This is a genomic window from Rhodococcus opacus B4, assembly GCF_000010805.1.
GTDB lineage: Bacteria > Actinomycetota > Actinomycetes > Mycobacteriales > Mycobacteriaceae > Rhodococcus_F > Rhodococcus_F opacus_C.
The window spans coordinates 1,994,198-2,012,769 of the sequence record NC_012522.1 but is presented as its reverse complement, the minus strand read 5'-3'; the positions used below and the strand labels follow the sequence as shown (position 1 = coordinate 2,012,769).

The 18,572-nt window shown below is 68.0% G+C and carries 20 protein-coding genes and 1 riboswitch; of the genes, 9 read left to right on the top strand and 11 right to left on the bottom strand.

From position 1 onward, the window contains the following. Positions 1-1,647 carry a phosphomethylpyrimidine synthase ThiC gene (thiC, locus tag ROP_RS09435; RefSeq protein WP_012689100.1) on the bottom strand — a complete coding sequence of 549 codons (1,647 nt, stop codon included), beginning with the start codon at positions 1,645-1,647 and terminating at the stop codon, positions 1-3. Next, positions 1,640-1,748, bottom strand: a riboswitch (TPP riboswitch). It overlaps the preceding gene by 8 nt. 133 nt (positions 1,749-1,881) lie before the next feature. Here thiC and ROP_RS09430 point away from each other — a divergent pair. Together ROP_RS09430 and ROP_RS09425 are read left to right on the top strand one after the other, a co-directional pair. Continuing rightward, complete coding sequence (locus tag ROP_RS09430; RefSeq protein WP_012689099.1) at positions 1,882-2,265, top strand: GNAT family N-acetyltransferase; 384 nt, start codon at positions 1,882-1,884, stop codon at positions 2,263-2,265. A gap of 101 nt (positions 2,266-2,366) precedes the next feature. After that, positions 2,367-2,729, top strand: a complete 363-nt coding sequence (locus tag ROP_RS09425; RefSeq protein ID WP_043824492.1) for a GNAT family N-acetyltransferase — start codon at positions 2,367-2,369, stop codon at positions 2,727-2,729. Between the two features lie 3 nt (positions 2,730-2,732). Here ROP_RS09425 and ROP_RS09420 read toward each other — a convergent pair whose 3' ends face one another. Genes ROP_RS09420 through ROP_RS09410 form a run of 3 tightly spaced genes read right to left on the bottom strand, consistent with a single transcriptional unit; the run spans position 2,733 to position 5,116 of the window. After that, positions 2,733-3,536 carry an exodeoxyribonuclease III gene (locus ROP_RS09420; RefSeq protein ID WP_012689097.1) on the bottom strand — a complete coding sequence of 268 codons (804 nt, stop codon included), beginning with the start codon at positions 3,534-3,536 and terminating at the stop codon, positions 2,733-2,735. A 34-nt stretch (positions 3,537-3,570) separates the two neighbouring features. Beyond that, entirely contained in the window at positions 3,571-4,536 is a 966-nt protein-coding gene (locus ROP_RS09415) for an N-acetylglutamate synthase, CG3035 family (protein WP_012689096.1), read from the bottom strand. Beyond that, on the bottom strand, positions 4,526-5,116 hold the full coding sequence (locus ROP_RS09410; RefSeq protein WP_012689095.1) for a peptide deformylase: 591 nt from the start codon (positions 5,114-5,116) through the stop codon (positions 4,526-4,528). Before ROP_RS09410 ends, ROP_RS09415 begins: the two co-directional genes overlap by 11 nt. Positions 5,117-5,294: 178 nt before the next feature. On the opposite strand from ROP_RS09410, the gene ROP_RS09405 reads away from it, so the two are divergent. The 5 genes from ROP_RS09405 to ROP_RS09385 all read left to right on the top strand — a co-directional run bounded on the left by ROP_RS09405 (position 5,295) and on the right by ROP_RS09385 (position 9,586). Continuing rightward, positions 5,295-5,636 carry a DUF3263 domain-containing protein gene (locus tag ROP_RS09405; protein WP_012689094.1) on the top strand — a complete coding sequence of 114 codons (342 nt, stop codon included), beginning with the start codon at positions 5,295-5,297 and terminating at the stop codon, positions 5,634-5,636. Positions 5,637-5,660: 24 nt separating this feature from the next. Further along, positions 5,661-6,209 (top strand): LytR C-terminal domain-containing protein, encoded by a 549-nt coding sequence (locus tag ROP_RS09400; RefSeq protein ID WP_012689093.1) that lies wholly within the window; start codon positions 5,661-5,663, stop codon positions 6,207-6,209. Between the two features lie 73 nt (positions 6,210-6,282). Beyond that, positions 6,283-6,984: a superoxide dismutase[Cu-Zn] gene (sodC, locus tag ROP_RS09395; RefSeq protein ID WP_043824489.1), complete on the top strand. Its 702-nt coding sequence runs from the start codon at positions 6,283-6,285 to the stop codon at positions 6,982-6,984. A gap of 75 nt (positions 6,985-7,059) precedes the next feature. Then, positions 7,060-8,184, top strand: coding sequence for a glutamate--cysteine ligase (locus ROP_RS09390; protein WP_012689091.1), 1,125 nt, complete (start codon positions 7,060-7,062; stop codon positions 8,182-8,184). Positions 8,185-8,302: 118 nt separating this feature from the next. Then, entirely contained in the window at positions 8,303-9,586 is a 1,284-nt protein-coding gene (locus ROP_RS09385) for a phosphatase PAP2 family protein (RefSeq protein WP_043824487.1), read from the top strand. On the opposite strand, the gene mnhG is transcribed toward ROP_RS09385, so the two are convergent. Genes mnhG through ROP_RS09355 form a run of 6 tightly spaced genes read right to left on the bottom strand, consistent with a single transcriptional unit; the run spans position 9,555 to position 15,735 of the window. After that, on the bottom strand, positions 9,555-9,893 hold the full coding sequence (gene mnhG / locus ROP_RS09380) for a monovalent cation/H(+) antiporter subunit G (protein ID WP_012689089.1): 339 nt from the start codon (positions 9,891-9,893) through the stop codon (positions 9,555-9,557). The genes ROP_RS09385 and mnhG overlap by 32 nt on opposite strands. Beyond that, positions 9,890-10,150, bottom strand: coding sequence for a monovalent cation/H+ antiporter complex subunit F (locus tag ROP_RS09375; RefSeq protein WP_005251754.1), 261 nt, complete (start codon positions 10,148-10,150; stop codon positions 9,890-9,892). Before ROP_RS09375 ends, mnhG begins: the two co-directional genes overlap by 4 nt. Continuing rightward, positions 10,147-10,719, bottom strand: a complete 573-nt coding sequence (locus ROP_RS09370) for a Na+/H+ antiporter subunit E (protein WP_012689088.1) — start codon at positions 10,717-10,719, stop codon at positions 10,147-10,149. The genes ROP_RS09375 and ROP_RS09370 overlap by 4 nt, the downstream gene beginning before the upstream one ends. Continuing rightward, the gene (locus ROP_RS09365; protein WP_012689087.1) at positions 10,716-12,338 is read right to left on the bottom strand and encodes a Na+/H+ antiporter subunit D; all 1,623 of its coding nucleotides are present in this window, start codon (positions 12,336-12,338) and stop codon (positions 10,716-10,718) included. The genes ROP_RS09370 and ROP_RS09365 overlap by 4 nt, the downstream gene beginning before the upstream one ends. Next, on the bottom strand, positions 12,335-12,904 hold the full coding sequence (locus ROP_RS09360) for a Na(+)/H(+) antiporter subunit C (protein WP_012689086.1): 570 nt from the start codon (positions 12,902-12,904) through the stop codon (positions 12,335-12,337). The genes ROP_RS09365 and ROP_RS09360 overlap by 4 nt, the downstream gene beginning before the upstream one ends. Then, complete coding sequence (locus ROP_RS09355) at positions 12,901-15,735, bottom strand: Na+/H+ antiporter subunit A (protein WP_012689085.1); 2,835 nt, start codon at positions 15,733-15,735, stop codon at positions 12,901-12,903. The genes ROP_RS09360 and ROP_RS09355 overlap by 4 nt, the downstream gene beginning before the upstream one ends. Before the next feature lie 200 nt (positions 15,736-15,935). Here ROP_RS09355 and ROP_RS09350 point away from each other — a divergent pair, with 200 nt between their 5' ends. Further along, on the top strand, positions 15,936-16,346 hold the full coding sequence (locus tag ROP_RS09350) for an NUDIX hydrolase (protein ID WP_012689084.1): 411 nt from the start codon (positions 15,936-15,938) through the stop codon (positions 16,344-16,346). Here the strand turns inward: ROP_RS09350 and ROP_RS09345 are convergent. Further along, the gene (locus ROP_RS09345) at positions 16,343-17,695 is read right to left on the bottom strand and encodes a hypothetical protein (protein ID WP_012689083.1); all 1,353 of its coding nucleotides are present in this window, start codon (positions 17,693-17,695) and stop codon (positions 16,343-16,345) included. The genes ROP_RS09350 and ROP_RS09345 overlap by 4 nt on opposite strands. 110 nt (positions 17,696-17,805) lie before the next feature. Here ROP_RS09345 and ROP_RS09340 point away from each other — a divergent pair, with 110 nt between their 5' ends. Next, positions 17,806-18,558, top strand: coding sequence for an isocitrate lyase/PEP mutase family protein (locus tag ROP_RS09340; protein ID WP_012689082.1), 753 nt, complete (start codon positions 17,806-17,808; stop codon positions 18,556-18,558). Positions 18,559-18,572 lie beyond the last annotated feature (14 nt).

The window sequence follows — 18,572 nt, the reverse complement described above, 5'->3', positions numbered from 1 at the left end:
TTACCGATTCTCTGAGGTGACGGATTCGAGGGGCAGATACACGCGGCCACCTGCGTCGACGAACTCGCTGGACTTCTCGGCCATGCCCGCCTCGATGGCTTCGATGGAGTCGAGGCCGTGCTTCTGCGCGTACTCGCGGACATCGGCGGAGATCCGCATGGAACAGAACTTCGGGCCGCACATCGAGCAGAAGTGGGCCGTCTTCGCCGGCTCCGCGGGCAGGGTTTCGTCGTGGAACTCCCGCGCCGTATCCGGGTCGAGGGACAGCGCGAACTGGTCGTGCCAGCGGAACTCGAACCGGGCCTTCGACAGCGCGTCGTCCCGTTCCTGCGCCCGCGGATGCTGCTTCGCGAGGTCCGCGGCGTGCGCCGCGATCTTGTACGTGATCACGCCGATCTTGACGTCGTCGCGGTTCGGCAGCCCCAGGTGCTCCTTGGGAGTGACGTAGCAGAGCATCGCGGTGCCGGCCTGCGCGATCATCGCCGCCCCGATCGCGGACGTGATGTGGTCGTACGCCGGTGCGATGTCGGTGGCGAGCGGTCCGAGCGTGTAGAACGGCGCCTCCTCGCACAGCTCCTCCTCGAGCCGCACGTTCTCGACGATCTTGTGCATCGGTACGTGCCCGGGACCTTCGATCATCACCTGCACGCCATGCGATTTCGCGATCTTCGTGAGCTTCCCGAGGGTACGGAGTTCCGCGAACTGGGCCTCGTCGTTGGCGTCCGCGATGGACCCGGGACGGAGTCCGTCGCCGAGCGAGAACGTGACGTCGTAGCGGTGGAGGATTTCGCAGAGTTCGTCGAAGTGGGTGTACAGGAACGATTCCCGGTGATGGGCCAGACACCATGCCGCCATGATCGAACCGCCGCGCGAGACGATGCCGGTCACGCGTTTCGCGGTCAGCGGGATGTAGCGGAGCAGCACCCCGGCGTGGACCGTCATGTAGTCGACACCCTGCTCGCACTGCTCGATCACGGTGTCGCGGTAGATCTCCCACGTCAGTGCCGTCGGATCTCCGTTCACCTTCTCGAGCGCCTGATAAATCGGCACCGTCCCCACGGGCACCGGCGAATTGCGCAGGATCCATTCCCGGGTCTCGTGAATGTTCTTGCCGGTGGAGAGGTCCATGATGGTGTCCGCGCCCCACCGGGTCGCCCACACCATCTTCTCGACCTCTTCCGCGATCGACGACGTCACCGCGCTGTTGCCGATGTTCGCGTTGATCTTGACCGCGAACGCCTTGCCGATGATCATCGGCTCGAGTTCGGGGTGGCAGCGGTTGGCCGGGATCACGGCGCGACCCGCCGCGACCTCGACGCGCACTGTCTCAGGCGAAACGCCCTCTCGTGCAGCGCAATACCGCATCTCGGGGGTGACGATTCCGGCACGGGCGGCGTCGAGCTGGGTGTCTGCCCGGTCGGCGATCCACGGCGCACGCAGATGCGGAAGCCCCGCGTCGAGGTCGATCGTGGCGTCCGCGTCGGTGTACGGACCCGACGTGTCGTACACGTCGAGGTGCTCACCGTTGGTGAGGTCGACGCGCCGGACCGGGACGCGGATGTCGTCGCCCGACTGCAGGTACTGCTTGGTGCTGCCCTGGATCGGTCCCGTGGTGACGGACGTGGCTGTAGATATGTCTGTGCTCATTGATGATGCTCCCTACGCCGGCATTACCCGGACAGGTTCGACGGTCGACGGCCCCTAGCCGTCCTCTCAGCCCGCTGGTGCGAGCCCCCGTGGATGTGTAGTTGTCCCGGAGACTGTAACCGAGATCTCTGTGAGTGAACATTCGGGGGAAACTTGGACAGCGGTTCCCTGCATCGGTATAAAGGGTGATGAACATCACATTTCGATTACGACACATATCCCCAGGAGATAGCCATGCTGACGGACGCGCAGGTCGTGGACGTGATCGACAACGCCGATCAGAACCGATTCGAACTCCGGCTGAGTGGTGACCTGGTCGGGATACTCGGGTACTTCGCCCTCACGGACACCCCGCCGGGCGCGGGTGCGGGAGTGGGAGTCGTGGCCCGGCCGCCGGGACAGCGGGGCCGGGGGCGTCAGGCCCCGGTGGTCTCGTTCATGCACACGGTGATCGTGGAGGATTTCGGTCACCGCGGACTCGCCGCACTCATGGTGGGGCGCTCCCTCGACCTCGCCCGCGGGTACGGCTGGAAGGTCCGGCCCGTATGCACGTACGTGCAGCGCTTCCTCGCGGGGCACCCCGAGTACCGCGATCTCGTGGCTCCGGTGGAGGCCTGACCGCGGTCGGGACACGAATCGACCACCCGTCGGCAACGAAACGGTTCCGGGGCCGGTGATTCCACTCGCGACGGTCCTCGTGAACTGATTCCATGAGTGGCATGGATCACATGTCGAACGGTTCCGAGTCGTCGGGGAGCATCACGGCCGCTGAGATGCGCGTGCTCGACAACCCTGCCCACGAACGATTCGATCTGTGGCTGGGGGACGAGCTGGTCGGCATCCTCGGCTATCGCGACGAGGACGACATTCCCGGGTTCACCGCCAAACCCGGCGAGGTGGTCGCGTTCATGCACACGGTGATCGTGGAAGACCTCGGCGGCCGCGGCCTCGCCGCGGTCCTCGTGGGCGAGGCGCTGGGTTCAGCGCGCCGGCGTGGCTGGAAGGTGCGTCCGATCTGCACGTACGTCCGGCGCTACGTGGCGCTGAACCCGGAGCATCTCGACATTCTGGTCGCGGAATAGGTCTCAGTCGCCGAGGTCGACGATGACCGGCGCGTGATCGCTGGCGCCCTTGCCCTTGCGTTCGTTGCGGTCGATCTCGGCCTTGTCGACACGGCCGGCGAGGGCGGGCGACCCGAGTACGAAGTCGATGCGCATTCCCTGCTTCTTCGGGAACCTCAGCTGGGTGTAGTCCCAGTAGGTGTAGACACCCGGGCCGGGGGTGTGCGGGCGGACGACGTCGGCGAATCCCGATTCGACGAACGCCTGGAAGGCCTCGCGCTCGGGCACGGACGTGTGGGTCTTGCCCTCGAACAGCGCCGGATCCCAGACGTCCTCGTCGGTGGGCGCGACGTTCCAGTCGCCGACCAGCGCGATCTGCGCGTCCGGATTCCGATCCAGCCATCCGACCGCATCCGTGTGCAGCTTCGCCAGCCACTCCAGCTTGTACGTGTAGTGCGGATCGGCGAGCTCACGGCCGTTGGGAACGTACAGGCTCCAGACACGGACGCCGTTGCAGGTGGCGCCGATGGCGCGGGCTTCCTGCGCGGGGGCGACCTCCGGGTCCTTGTGGAACCCGGGCTGACCCTCGAAGCCGATCTGCACGTCGTCCAGGCCGACGCGAGACGCGATCGCGACACCGTTCCACTGACTGAGGCCGACGTGCGCGACCTCGTACCCCAGTTCGCGGAACCGCTCGTACGGGAACTGCTCGTCCTTGCACTTGGTTTCCTGTATCGCCAGCACGTCGACGTCGGACCGCTGGAGCCAGTCCAGGATCCGGTCGGTACGGGCACGAACAGAGTTCACGTTCCAGGTTGCGATGCGCACGGCAGCCACCCTAGCGGCACGCTACGACAGATCCTCAGCCGCCGGGTTCGGTGGCGTAGCGGTACCGGTGGTGCGCCACGAAGCCGACGTTGCGGTACATCGCCTGCGCGCCCTCGTTCTCGACGGCGACCTGCAGGCACGCGTGGGTCGCGCCGTGCTCGCGTCCCCAATTGATCATGTCTCCGCAGATCAGGCTGCCGATTCCGCGGCGGCGGTGGTCCTGCGCCACCTCGACGGCGGTGAGCCCGACCCACCTGCGGTCGTCGGGAGCGGTCGTGACGGATCCGCGGGCGACGGCGAGGAGCGTCGAGTCCGCGGCGCCGATCCGGCCGAAGCCGAGCGTCCCGCCACGGACCGCGTTCAGCACGTCGACCGCGAAGTCGGGCAGCGCGGACCCCCGGTACCGATACAGGGCGAGCCAGTCCGGATCGGGGTGATCGGTGACGGTCGTAATTCGCGGGCCCTCGGGCAGCGCCAGGTTGTCGACGTCGGCGGCCATCACGACCACGTCGTCGCTGACGTTCCAGCCCAGCGGCACCTCGCCCAGGCGGTCGGGGATCAGCAACCGCAGCGGGCGGTCCCGCTCGGCGTACCACCCGCGCAGACGGTCGAGCGTGCCGCCGGGGGAGGGGTCGTCCAGACTCCCGACCGACCCGCGGTCGCCGAGCGGCGCCGCCGAGTTGGCGCGTCCGGTGAAGCCGTGGCCGTACCGGGCGAGCCAGCCGTCGATCCATGCATGCTCGATCCCCGGCCAGCCGTCGGCGGAGGCCAGTTCGAGCGACCGGATCTCGCTCGCCCGCACCGGGCGTGCGGGGACGGCTTTCAGCGCGACCACCCGCTCCGGCTCCACTTCGACCGCGGAGCCGGCGGCGTCGCGGACGACCACGACCGGATCGATGCTTTCGAGCACCCCGATGACGTCGGTCATCGGATGGCTGGAACCGGGCGGCAGCTGGTATCGCAGCACCACCCGGCTTCCGAGCGGAATGTCAGTCGTCATGCCCGAACGGGTCTTCGACCGTTCCCGGCACCCAGCTGAGACCGGGAACTCCCCAGCCCGCGCGCTTGATGGTCTTCTTGGCGGCGCGTGCGTTACGGCCGACCAGCATGTCGACGTAGAGGAAACCGTCGAGGTGACCGACCTCGTGCTGCAGCATGCGCGCGAAGAAGTCGCGTCCCTCGATCTCGACGGCGTTGCCGTCGGCGTCGGTGCCGGTGACCTTCGCCCACTCGGCGCGGCCGGTGGGGAACTGCTCGCCGGGAACGGACAGGCAGCCCTCGACGTCGTCGTCCGGGTCCGGCATGGTCTCGGGCCGTTCCGACGTCTCGAGGACCGGGTTGACGACGCATCCCCGGCGGCGGAACGGCTTGCCGGTCTCGTCGACGTCGGGGCAGTCGTAGACGAACAACCGCAGCGGTATTCCGACCTGGTTGGCGGCGAGCCCGACGCCGTTGGCGGCGTCCATCGTGTCGTACATGTCCGCTATAAGTTCGGAGAGTTCTGCCGGTGACTCGGACACCGTCTCGGTCGGTTCGTGCAATACCGGGTCGCCCACGATCCGGATGGGGAGGATGGCCATGGTCGTCAAGGATAGTGCGGCGCGCCCGAGCCGTTCGCGCTGCCCGCAGCGTTCGCCGTGGTTGAATAGTCGATGAAGTACAGCTGTGTAATTCGTTGCTCGGTCGGCCACGCGATCGAGGAGCCGGGGGAACGTGGTTTCGCTGAGGGCGAGCGAGAGCTAGCAGTCGAGGAGTGAGATGGACGGCGCAACAGCGCGTAGTCGGAACCAGTCCGAGCGCATCGACAGCGACAACTCCGTAGGGGTCGACCACGTCGGCGACGACGACGGCCTCTCGCGTCGAGAGCACGACATCCTGTCCTTCGAGCGCCAATGGTGGAAGTACGCCGGCGCCAAGGAAGAGGCGATCAAAGAGCTGTTCGACATGTCCGCCACCAGGTACTACCAGGTGCTCAACGCGCTGGTGGACCGGCCCGAGGCACTGGCAGCCGACCCGATGCTCGTCAAGCGCCTGCGACGGCTGCGCGCGAGCAGGCAGAAGGCCCGCGCGGCCCGTCGCCTCGGGTTCGACGTCACGTAGCTGCCGGTCGCTAAGGTCGACATCGTGAGTACTCCGAAACCCGAATCGTCCGGCCCGCCGTTACGTGCCCTCGCGATGGTGCTGATCGCCCTCGCGATTCTCTTCGCGGGTCTCGGGTTCGCCTCGCTCGGAGGTTCGGACTCGGAGGAGACCGCGGCCACTGTCACGACCTCGGCGGCTGCCACGACCACCGCCGCCCGCCCGACGACGGCCGCCGGAGCGGCGGGGGGCACCTCCGCTTCCGCGGCGAGCACGACGTCCGGCGCGTCCAGCACCACGAAGGCCGCCGACGCGGCGTCGGTTCCGGTGCGGGTGCTCAACAACAGTAACGTCACGGGTCTCGCGAGCCAGACCGCCACCGAACTGATGTCCTCGGGGTGGACGGTGTCGGAGACCGGCAACTACAGCGACGGCACCATCTCCGAAACCACGGTGTACTACGGGACTTCCGCCGCCGAGAAGGAAGCTGCCACGCAGATCGCGACGCAACTCGGGGTGTCGGCCGAGCCGAAGTTCCCGGGTATCGCGAATTCGTCTGCCGGTGTGGTCGTCATCGTCACTTCCGCGCAGTAGACCGGACGGTCGGTGCACCGGTGCCGCAGTTATGATCAGGTGCACTTCTTCGCCACCTCAAAGGAGCGGTTTGATGGCCTCGAGTTCTACCCGTCGGATGTCCTGGCGCATTGTCACCCCGGTGGTGGCCCTTGCAGCTTTCGGACTGACCGCCTGCAGTAACAACGAGGAGCCGACCGACGTTCCCGGCACCACGCCTCCCGTCTGGACCGGCGCCGCCGATCCCAGTGCCGCAGGCGTTCCCGGCGACGCCGAGAGCGGTTCGGGCGAACACGCGGAGAGCGGTGCGCTCACCGCGACGCTGAAGAACGCGGAGGGCGAGAACGTCGGTACCGCCACGTTCAAGCAGTCGGGAAGTCACGTCGAGGTCACCGTGTCCGTCAAGGATCAGACGCCCGGATTCCACGGGTTCCACGTGCACTCCGTCGGAAAGTGTGAGACGAACTCCGTTGCACCGACCGGCGGTGCGCCCGGAAACTTCCTGTCCGCGGGCGGGCACTTCCAGGCCGAGGGCCACTCGGGGCACCCCGCGAGCGGCGACCTCACCTCGCTGCAGGTGCTCGAGGACGGCACCGCCGAGTTGGTCACCAGCACCGACGCCTTCACGGTCGAGGACCTGAAGAACGGCGACAGCGGCACCGCGGTCATGATCCACTCGGGTCCCGACAATTTCGCGAACATCCCCACCCGTTACGCGCCCGCTCCCGATCAGGAAACCCTGAACACCGGTGACGCAGGCTCTCGCGTGGCCTGCGGTGTCATCGGCGCCGGCTGAGTCGCGTGACACCCCGGCTGCGGCCGGGGTGTCGGTGCGCTGCCGCGGGCTGCGGCCTGTGGTTGGATCGAAAACGTGGTAGTTCCCTTTCCCGGTTCGCCGCGGCCGACACTGGGTGTCGAGTGGGAGATCGCGCTGGTCGACAGGGTCACGCGGGATCTCTCCAATACGGCCGCGGAGGTGTTCGACGCGGTCGCGAATCTCGCGGGTCCGGAGGATCCCCGGATCACCAAGGAGTTGCTGCGCAACACCGTCGAACTCGTCACCGGCATCCACTCCACCGTCGGTGAGGCGATGGACGACCTCGGCGAGTCGCTCGACCTGCTGCGGCGGGCGGCGAACCCGCTCGGGGTCGATCTCATCTGCGCCGGAACGCACCCCTTCGCGCAGTGGTCGACCCAATTGGTCACGCGCACACCGGATTACGACGAGCTGATCGAGCGCACCCAGTGGTGGGGCCGTCAGATGCTGATCTGGGGCGTGCACGTCCACGTGGGTGTGTCCTCGCCGCAGAAGGTGTTCCCGATCCTCAACGCGCTGTTGCAGCGGTACCCGCATCTGCTCGCGCTGTCCGCGTCGTCACCGATGTGGGCGGGGGTGAACACCGGCTACGCGAGCAATCGCGCCCTGATGTTCCAGCAACTCCCCACCGCGGGGTTGCCGTACCAGTTCGCGAACTGGGCGCAGTACGAGGATTTCATCAGCGATCAGATGAAGACCGGCGTGATCACCAAGATCGGCGGGATGCACTGGGACATCCGGCCCGCGCCGCGGTGGGGGACCATCGAGGTCCGGGTCTTCGACGGCATCTCCACCCGCGCCGAACTCAGTTCTCTCGTCGCGCTCGTGCACTGTCTGATCGTCGATCTCGACCGGCGTTTCGAGGCGGGCGAGAACCTGCCGAACCTGCAGCCGTGGCACGTGAAGGAAAACAAGTGGCGGGCCGCGCGGTACGGGCTCGACGCCGAGATCATTCTCGACGAGGACAGCAACGAACGGCTCGTCACCGACGACCTGAACGACCTGCTCGAGAAGCTGGCGCCGACCGCCGCGCGTCTCGGGTGTGCGGACGAATTGGCCGCCGTGGCGGAGATCCCCCGCCGCGGCGCCTCCTACCAGCGGCAACGTCAGGTCGCCGAGGCGACCGGCGGTGACCTGGTGGCCGTCGTCGATGCGCTGGTGAAGGAGCTCGGGACCTGAAAGTCGGTCTCGGGCAGGACACTCGTCCACTTCCCGTTCACGTGTTGTTTACACTTGGCGGGTGTCGATCGACGATGTTGCCGTTGTGCGGTCGGGTGGGCCCGTCGATCGTTCCCGCATGTTCGCTGCGGGCGGGGCGCTCGGTGTGGCGATCCTGCTGGTCGTGGTCCAATCGGTCGCGTCCGTCCAGGGTTTCCAGGGCCCCCTCGAGAGCCTGTTCCGCGACTATGTCCTGACCCCCAAGTCGGCGTCCGTTCCGTGGGCCGGCCTCGCACTCGCGATGGTCGGTCTCACCAACCGGCAACGGGTTGTCGCGCTGTCCGCGGCGGCGGGCATCGATGTGGTGGTCGCCGCCGTGCGCTACCTGTCGGGTGGCCCGCTGACCGTCGGGAATGGCGCGACGTGGGTGCTCACCGCGGTGGGTATCTACGCCGCGGTCCGGTGGACCGGTGAGCAGCGGCGCAGCGCCCTCAAAGGTGTCGGGCTGGGTGCGCTGCTGATTCTCGCGACCAAGTTCGGCGACGCCTGGCTACAGGTCACCATCATGGCCGGGCCGATGGTCCTCGACGAGTTCGCCCAACTCGCGGATCACGCGCTGGGAAGCCCGTCGTGGCACATGGGGCAGTTCGTCGACGCGCTCGGCCCCGTCGGGTACGGCGTCCTGCACTGGGTCTACATCGAACTGCCCGTCGCGGCGATCGCGGTGGCCGTCTACCAACTGCGGAACGGATGGCCCTCGCACTACCTGGTGCGCACGTTCCTGCTGATCGGGCTCGTCGGTCCCGTGTTCTACGTGCTCTTCCCGGTGGTCGGTCCGATCTTCGCGTTCGGCACCGAGGGGCAGGGGTTCCAGGTCAGCGACTACTGGCCCAACCTCGTGCCCGCACCCGACTTCGCGCCCGAAGCGATACCGTTCGATTCGACGACCCCCCGCAACTGCATGCCGAGCCTGCACACCGCGTGGGCCCTCGCACTGTTCATCCATTCCCGGCAGGGCGCCTGGTGGCTGCGGCTCGGCGGTACGTTCTGGCTGGTGTGCACGCTGACGGCGACCCTCGGGTTCGGCTACCACTACGGCGTCGATCTGGTCGCCGGCGCAGTCCTGTGCCTGACCATCGAGTCCGCGCTCCGCGATCCCGAACGGGGGTGGGGCTGGTTCCGGGTCCGTCTCGTCGGCGGTGGCGTGCTCGTCCTGGCGGGACTGCTGCTCAGCTACCGCTACCTGGCGGTGCCGATGGGCCGATTCCCGGAGGTGTCCGGACCGCTCGTTCTCGGTGCCCTCGCCGCGGTGAGCCTCGGCTTCTACGCGACGTTCTTCGCCCGGCCCGACACGGCACTCGCCCGGTGGGGCAGCGGCGCGAAGGTGGCCGTCACGGACGTTCTGGCGGCTCCAACTCGTTGATCATCAGCAACCCGTCCTGATCGCGCTGCTCGCGGTACGCCACCCGGCCGACACTGTGCGCGATGACCGGTGCGGTGAACAGGGTGAAGATGCCGACGAGGATCAGCATCCAGATGTCGACGTTGCCGCGCAGTTCGAGGACTGCGCCCGCGAGAACCATGATCAGGCCGACCACCTGGGGTTTGGTGGCGGCGTGCATGCGGCGCAGGGTGTCCGGGAAGCGGACGATGGCGATGGCGGCCGTCAGCGCGAGCAGCGACCCGCACAGCATGAGTGTGGCCCCGATGACGTTCAGCGCGGTGGTCACGACTTGTCACTCACCCGGAACCGGGCCACCGACACCGAGCCGATGAATCCCACCAGCGACAACGCGACGATGGCGGGCACGATTGTCGTGTCGCCGGTGTATGCCGCCCACACGGCGAGTCCGCACATCGCGAGCGCGATCAGGGTGTCGAGGGCGACGAGGCGATCCAGCGAGTTCGGGCCGTCGAGCAGCCGGAACGTCGTGAGCACCCCGGCGACGACCAGGATGATCCCGGATATGACCGATACGACTGTCATGAGCTGCCCTCCTGAGCGGGGTCGTCGTACTGCTGGTCGCGGTTGTGCCAGGGGCTCGGTTTCCAGTCGGAGTCCCGTTCGAACGCCTCGATGAACAACCGTTCCAACTGCGCGACCGTGCGGTAGAACTGGCTGACCGCCTTCTGCGAGCCCATGTCCAGGACGTGGACGTAGACGATCCGCCGGACCTGGTCGATCTCGAGGACCATGGTGCCCGGAATGAGGTTCAGCACGTCGATGCACAGGGTCAGGACGAGGTCCGACTTGATCCCCAGCTGGTAGCGCAGGACGCCGGTGACGGGCGGGGGTCCCGGCCGCAGCGCGAGCCACGCGATCTGGAGGCTCGACTGCAACGAGTAGTACACGAACATCACGGCCAGCCGCAGCAGCGGGAGGACATGCACCCGGCCCTCCACGGGCACCCGCGGCAGGGGCATGAGCACCATGATGATCGCGCCGACGGCGAGCCCGCCGAGGATGTTTCCCCAGCTGACGTTGCCCCACAACAGGATCCACACCGACATCAGCCACAGCAGCGCGCCGAACTGGAGAATTCTCTCGCGTTTCATCGCGGCGCCTCCTGAGCCTCGCCGCCGGGGTGACCGCCGAGGACGGCGTCGATGTAGACGGACCGGTTCTGCAGATCGCTCGCCGCGCGATCGCTGATCTGGATGATCTGGCCCGCGAACACCGTCATCGCCAGCCCGACCGCGACGAGGGCGACGGTGGGGATCAGCATCATCGCGGGGATCCGGCCGACGTCGGCGCGGTCGACGAACGCGATGTCGGCCTCGGACTCGTCGAGCAGGGCCGACGGGCTGACGTCCGCGAGGTCGCCCTCGGGGGCGTCGGCGCGGGCCCGCCAGAACGCCTTGGTCCACACGCGTGCGACGACGTACAGGGTGAGGAGGCTGGTGACGGTGCCGCCGGCGACGAGGATCCAGGCCAGCACACTCGCGTCCGCCGAGCCGGCCTGCAGCAACGCGACCTTGCCGATGAACCCGGAGAACGGGGGAATGCCACCGAGGTTGAGGGCCGGAATGAGGAAGACGATCGCCAGGACGGGACTCGCCGCGGCGAGCCCGCCGAGACGCCGCAACGAAGACGACCCGGCCTGGCGTTCGATCAGACCGACCACCAGGAACAGTGTGGTCTGCACGAGAATGTGGTGGGCCACGTAATAGATGGCACCCGAGAGCCCCGACTGCGTGGACAGCGCCACACCGAACACCATGTACCCGATGTGGCTGACCAGGGTGAACGACAGTAGACGCTTGATGTCGCTCTGCGCGATCGCACCGAGGATGCCGACGAGCATCGTCAGCAGGCCGCAGACCATCAGCACGTTGTCGAGTTCGCCCTCCGGGAAGAGCAGCGTGTGCGCGCGGATGATCGCGTACACACCCACCTTGGTGAGGAGGCCGGCGAACACGGCGGTGACCGGGGCGGGCGCGGTGGGGTAGGAGTCGGGCAGCCACGTCGACAGCGGGAACACCGCGGCCTTGATGCCGAATGCGACGAGCAGCACACCGAAGATGGCGGTCCGCGTGCCGGACGGGATGCCGTCGAGGCGAGTGGCCATGTCGGCGAGGTTGAGGGTGCCGGTGGCCGCGTACGCGAAGGCGATGCCCGCCAGGAAGATCAGCGAGGACACCATCGACACCATCACGTACGAGACGCCCGCGCGGACGCGATCGGCGCTCGCACCCAGCGTCAGCAGCACGAAACTGGCGGCGAGGAGCACCTCGAAACCGACATACAGATTGAACAGGTCGCCGGCGAGGAACGCGTTGGAGATGCCCGCCGTCAGCGCCAGATACGTCGGCAGGAAGATCGAGACGGGCTGGTCCTCGCTGCCGTCGCGGATACCCTGACCCACGGCGTACGCCATGACGGCGAGCAGCACGATGGACGAGACCACCAGCATCATCGCGGACAGCCGGTCGACCACCAGCGTGATGCCGATCGGCGAATCCCAGCCACCTACCTGAACGGCCGTCGTCCCGTCGCGGTCGGCGAGGAACAGCAGCAGTCCCGACACGACGAGGACGCCGATCAACGCGACGAGCGTGATGATTCGCTGGGCCCGCGGACGCCGGCCGAGCACCAGCGTGGCCGCGGCGGCGAGCATCGGGACGAGGACGGGCAGCGGCGCGAGCGCCGTGACGACGTGCGGGGAAATGGTCACAGCTTCTCCCCGATCCCGGCCTTGTCGGTGTCCTCGTCGTCGTCGAAGTCACCCTCGTGCAGGTCTTCGTAGCATTCGAGGTCTTCGAGGTTCTTCAGTTCTTCCAGGGGAATGGGGTTTCCGTCCTTGTCGAAGGCGTCGCCGCTGAAACTGGGCTCGCCGGTGACCGGGTCGTCGGAGCGGTCGCGGTCGGGGGCCTCGGCCGGCGACCGGCGCCGCAGGACCTTGGTGTCCTCGGGGTCGTTCTCGACGGCGTCCTGCGTGGTGATCTTGAACGACCGGTACGCGAGCGCGAGCACGAAGCCGGCGATGCCCATCGTGATGACGATCGCGGTCAGGATCATCGCCTGCGCCAGCGGGTCGGCCATCGACTCGTGAATGGACCCGCGGCCCACGATGGGTGGGTTGCCGTCCGGCCCACCGGACGTGAGGATGAGCAGGTTGATGCCGTTGCCGAACAGCAGCAGCCCGAGCAGCATCCGGGTGATGCTGCGTTCGATGAGCAGGTAGACGCCGGCCGACACGAGGACGCCGATGATGACGAGAAATCCGATGTTCGCGCTCATTGCTGGTTCACCTCGACCTGTGCGTCGAGACGTGCCCCGAGGCTGCGGAGGACGTCGAGTACGAGTCCGACCACGATGAGGTACACACCCAGGTCGAAGAAGAGGGCGGTGACCATCTTGACGTGACCGATCACCGGCAGTGTCACCTCGAACACCGCGGACGAGAGCGCGGGGGCGCCGAGGAACAGCGACGCCAGCGCGGTGCCGGCGGCGAGGGTGAGCCCGAGCCCCAGGATCTTGCCCGCGTCGATCGGGACGGTCTCGCCGAGTTCGTATCGTCCGCCCGCGAGGTACCGCAGGACCAGCGCCAGACCGGCGGTGAGGCCGCCGGCGAACCCGCCGCCGGGCGCGTTGTGACCGGCGAAGAAGAAGTACACCGACAGCACCATGATGGTCGGGAAGATCAGCCGCGTCGTCACCTCGAGGACGAGTGACCGGTGTTTCGGGTCGATGAGGTCGCCGCCGAGCAGCCACGTGGTCTCGGAATGCGAGGCCGAAGAATCGGCGGTGACCGCGGGGGCGTCCGCCACCCGGGGGGCGCTGCCGAAGCGGCGATTCCGGAACACGAGGCTCGCGACACCCGTGGCCGCCACGAGCAGCACCGAGATCTCGCCGAGCGTGTCCCAGGCGCGGATGTCGACGAGCAGAACATTGACGACGTTCTTGCCGTTGCCGAGGTAGTACGCCGCGTCGGGGAGACGCTCGTAGATCGGCACCGAGTTCCGCGCGTTGATGGCGTACGCGCCGATCGTGGTGATAGTGGCACCGACCGCGACCGCCAGTAGTGCCCGCGGAATCTTGAAGCCGATCGCCCGGCGCTCGTCGACCTCGGCGGGCAGTTTCCGGAACACGAGGACGAAGATGACGAGGGTCAATGTCTCCACCAGGAACTGGGTGAGCGCGAGGTCGGGGGCACCGTGGAGAGCGAACAGCACACCGCAGCCGTAGCCGCTGAGGCCGACGAGGATCACGCTGGCCAGACGGTTGCGCATCACGGTCGCGGCGAGCGCGGCCGCGACCATCATCAGCCCGATCACGAACTGGACCGGCGAATCCCACAGGCGCACGTCGGCGCCGGTGTCGGTGCCGACGACGAGCAGCACCAGCGGCACCAGCACCAGGGTCCCGAGGATGGTCGCCTGCGTCAGCGGCAGCGAACCGCGCTGGGTGGCGCCGGTCAGCCGCATCGACAGGGCGTCCATGCCGCGCAGTGTCGCGTCGTAGATCCGGTCGGCGTTGCCGAGCGGCGGATGCTCGAACCGCAACCGGTTGACCCAGCGCTGCGCCACGAACAGCGCGGTGCCGACCGCGAAGACGAGCAGCGTGAGCAGCAGCGCGGTGTTGACGCCGTGCCACAGCGCGAGGTGGTAATCGGCGGCGCCCTCGGCGGGCAGGGTGCGCGAGTACGGCGTCAGCAGCTTCTCGAGCTGCGGCGCCACCAGTCCGGCCGCCAGGCTCAGGACGGAGAGAGCTGCGGGCGCGGCGAGGAACAACGGTCCGGGAGCGTGCATGCCCTGCACGGCCGGGCTCGGCCGCGCGAGCCGCTTGCGCCCGAACGCACCCCACATGAACCGCACGCTGTACGCGAGCGTGAGGATCGAACCCAAGACGACGACGCCGACGGTGACGACCCGCGCCGGGTCGGCGAGGACGGTCGTGCTCAGCAGGGAGTCGAAAGCGGCCTCCTTGCCGACGAACCCGAGGAACGGCGGCAGCCCGGCCATGCTGGCCGCGGCCATCGCGGCGAAGATCGTGAGCGCAGGCGCACGATTGCCGAGGTGCGCGAGTTTGCGGATGTCGCGGGTGCCCGTCGAGTGGTCGATGATGCCGACGACCATGAACAGTGCGGCCTTGAACATCGCGTGCGCGACGACCATCGTCATCCCGGCGAGCGCGGCGTCCCGGGTGCCGAGACCGACGAGCACCATCATGAAGCCGAGTTGGCTGACGGTGCCGAACGCGAGCACCAGCTTGAGGTCGAAGGCGCGCATCGCCCGCCACCCGGCGAGAACCATCGTCAGCAGGCCGAGCGTGATGATCGTGAACCGCCAGGGCGCCGCGTCGGCGAAACCCGGCGACAACCTGGCCACCAGGTAGATGCCGGCCTTCACCATCGCCGCGGCGTGCAGGTAGCCGCTGACCGGGGTCGGGGCGGCCATCGCGCCGGGCAACCAGAAGTGCAGCGGCACGATCGCCGATTTCGACAGCGCGCCGATGAGGACCAGCACGACGCCGACACCGGCGAGCCAGCCGCGCGGTGCGACCTCGATCAGTTCGGACAGGTTGTACGTGCCGCCTACCTGACCGAGGATGATGATGCCGACGAGCATGGCCAGGCCACCCGCGGTCGTGACCAGCAGGGCCTGCGTCGCGGCGCGGCGGCTCGAGGCGCGTTCGGCGTAATGCCCGACCAGCAGGAATGACAGGACCGTCGTCAGTTCCCAGAAGGTGTAGAGCAGCAACATGTTGTCGCTCGCGACGAGCCCGAACATGGCCCCGGCGAACGCCACCATCTCGGCGGCGAAGATGCCGAGTCGGGGTTCGTCGTCGGTGAAGTAGCGGGCGCAATAGACCAGGATCAAAGTGCCGATGCCGAGCACCAGCACCGACATGATCGCGGCGAGCGGATCGAACCAGAAGTCGAGTTCCATCGACAGACCCGGAGCCCACTCGATGGAAACCGTCTGAACCGTTCCCCAGTTCGCGATCACCCATCCGAGCGACGCCAGCGGAACGAGGGAGAGGGGGTAGAAACCGTTGCGGCCGAACTTGCGCACCACAAGCGGAGCCAGAACGGCGGCAACGGCATGGGCGAGCAGAACAGCAAGCAAAAGGCACTCCGTCGGGGGTCAGCGGGCGGCGGGGTGTCGGAACGAAACGAACCGAGTCTGTAGACCGTTCGCTTCGCTAGCGAACTGGGCTACGGGTACATCCTACTGGGTCGGTTATTCGGACCCACAATCGCGGCAAATCGGACTAAAGGGGCGCGCTGTGTTACGGGCGCGTCCGCGGACTGCACTATCTTGGGTCCGTGCCAGCCGAGATCCGAACCGCCGCGCTCGCCCACATCCGAGACCGCAAACTCCTCCAGACGCGATCGGCGGGGAAGTCCGCGTTCTACATGGCCGGCGGCAAGATCGACCCCGGGGAGAACGCCGAACAGGCTCTGCACCGCGAGATCCGGGAAGAACTCGACGCCGGAATCGTCGACGGGACACTCGAACGCCTGGGGGTCTTCGAGGCGCCCGCATACGGACATCCCGAGGGCACGGACCTGCACATGACCTGCTTCCTCGCCGAACTGAGCAGCGAGCCGCGGCCGACGAGCGAGATCGCCGAACTGCGGTACTTCACCGTCGACGAATATGCGGCGATGCCGGACGTCGCGCCCGGCTCGATGCTCGTGTTCCGCCGGCTGCAGTCGCTCGGCCTCCTCGATTAGGTGAGCGGCGCGGTGCCCTCCGGTGCACTGTGACGCTCACGGAGCGAGTAGACGCAGAACGCGACGACGAGCAGCATCGCCACGCCGGCGAGATGGTCGGACGCGGCGGTCGAGGCCGGCGACGACGGCAGACGGTGTTCGCTGGGTGCACCCGAGTACACCACCCGGCTGCGGGGGACCGTGGTCGCCGCGACGAACACCAGCGACGCGAACGGCAGTGCCAGACCGAGCACCGCGACAGGCGCGGAAGCAGGCAGCGCAGAGGCGAGCGCGAAACCCGTCCCCCCGCCCAGGACCGCCAGCCGGAGCAGGAGCCCGACGCCGTCGTTGCCGAAGTCGGGCGAGATGGTGGCGACCAGTGGAACGACGGCGGCGAGGCACAACCCCCACCCGGGCCGTCGCCGCTTCGGCGGAACCCTGACCGCCACCGCCATTCCCGCGGCCAGGGTGACGACGCCGACTGCCAGCAACGCGGGCGCGGGCGTCGTCACCCGCGGGGTCCGGAGGTCGTCGAGGACGAGGACGGCCGCGGCGGTGATCCCGGTCGCGGCGACGAGGAAGTGTCCGTCGATCCCCGGGAACCGTCGCCCGATCAGCACGGTGACCCCCAGGATCACGGCGAGCGAGAACGCCACGATCAGCCAGACCGTCAGGGGTTCGCCGAATTCCTGATCGTCGATCCACGCCCCGAGCAGCCGGTTGAGCAGGGCGAGCCCCAGGGCCCCGACCAGCGCGGTCAGGAGAGTCTTTCGTTCGGGGCGTTGGACCCGGAACTGCGACCGCGCCACCATCGCCGACGCGAGCGCGAGCACGAGAACGCCGCTCAGCAGCCACTGCGGGGGTTCGCCGATCGCCGAGGTGCTCATGCTCGCGGGCTCGACATACGCGGTGTCGCTGCGCGGCAGTTTCTGCACGCTCGCGAGGAGGAACGCGCCCGCGACCCCCAGCGTCAGGGCCAGCTGCGAAGCCCAGCGACCCCACACCGCGGCCACGGCCGCGCCCAGCAGGAACCCGGCCGTCGCGGTCTTGGCGAAGTGCAGGGCGATCAACGTGTCGACGCCGCCGGCGCCGGGCACCGCCCAGCGCGCGCCGATCAGGACGAGCGCACACGCCGCGGCCAGGAGCCACGACACCCGGCGGGAGCCCGACCGTTGCAGACCGCCCACCGCGATGACGGCGAGAACCAGCGCCACCACCACACCGGTCGGCTGGCTGCTGATCCACCGGTCGATCTCGCGATCGGAGGCGTTGATCGTCCAGGCCCGGTTGCGGGGATTGGTGAGGACGAACCCGGCCAGAGCGCCGGACGCGAGGGCAGCCGCGGCCGACAGGGGTTCCCGGAAGTCCATTTGCTCACGGTACTCGAGCGGGCAGGAATGGAAACGGCGAACCGGGCGTTGGCACCGAAGGCGTGCCCGAGAACGACTCCGATCGAAGAACCCGAGGCGAGGAGCCCCCTATGACGTCGATCAACGAGAAGGCCACCACCCTGCTGGAGCTGCACCGGCCCGGCAACCCCGTCATCCTGCCCACCGTGTGGGATGCGTGGTCCGCGAATCTGGCTGTGTCCGCCGGGTTTCAGGCGCTGACGGTCGGAAGCCACCCGGTGTCCGATTCGATCGGCAAGCCCGACAACGAGGGGATCACGTTCGACGAGCTGCTGCACCGCATCTCGCAGATCACCGCCGCCGTGGAGCTGCCGCTGTCGGTCGACATCGAATCCGGCTACGGGCTCGAACCCGCCCGGCTGATCGAGGGTCTGATCGGTGCGGGCGCGGTCGGCCTGAACATCGAGGACACGGTCCACAGCGAGGGTGGACGCCTCCGCGAGCCGCAGGAGCACGCCGACTTCGTCGGAGGGTTGCGGCAGGCCGCCGATTCCGCCGGGGTCCACGTGGTCGTCAACGCACGGACCGACCTGTTCGTGAAGCAGGTGGGCGAGGAGTCGGATCGTGTCGAACGCGCGATCGCGCGACTGAAGCTCGCCGCCGAGGCGGGAGCCGACGTGCTGTACCCCGTCGGCCGTCACGACGACGCCACCCAGAAGCGGCTCACGTCGGAGCTCCCGCTGCCCGTCAACGCGATAGGGCTGCCCGATCAGGACGATCCGGCGAGCTTCGGACCGCTCGGCGTCGCGCGGGTGAGTTTCGGCCCGTTCTTCCAGGCCGCCCTCGCCGCACACGCGGCCACGCTGCTCGGTCGCTGGTCCTGACCCGTGAGTACTTG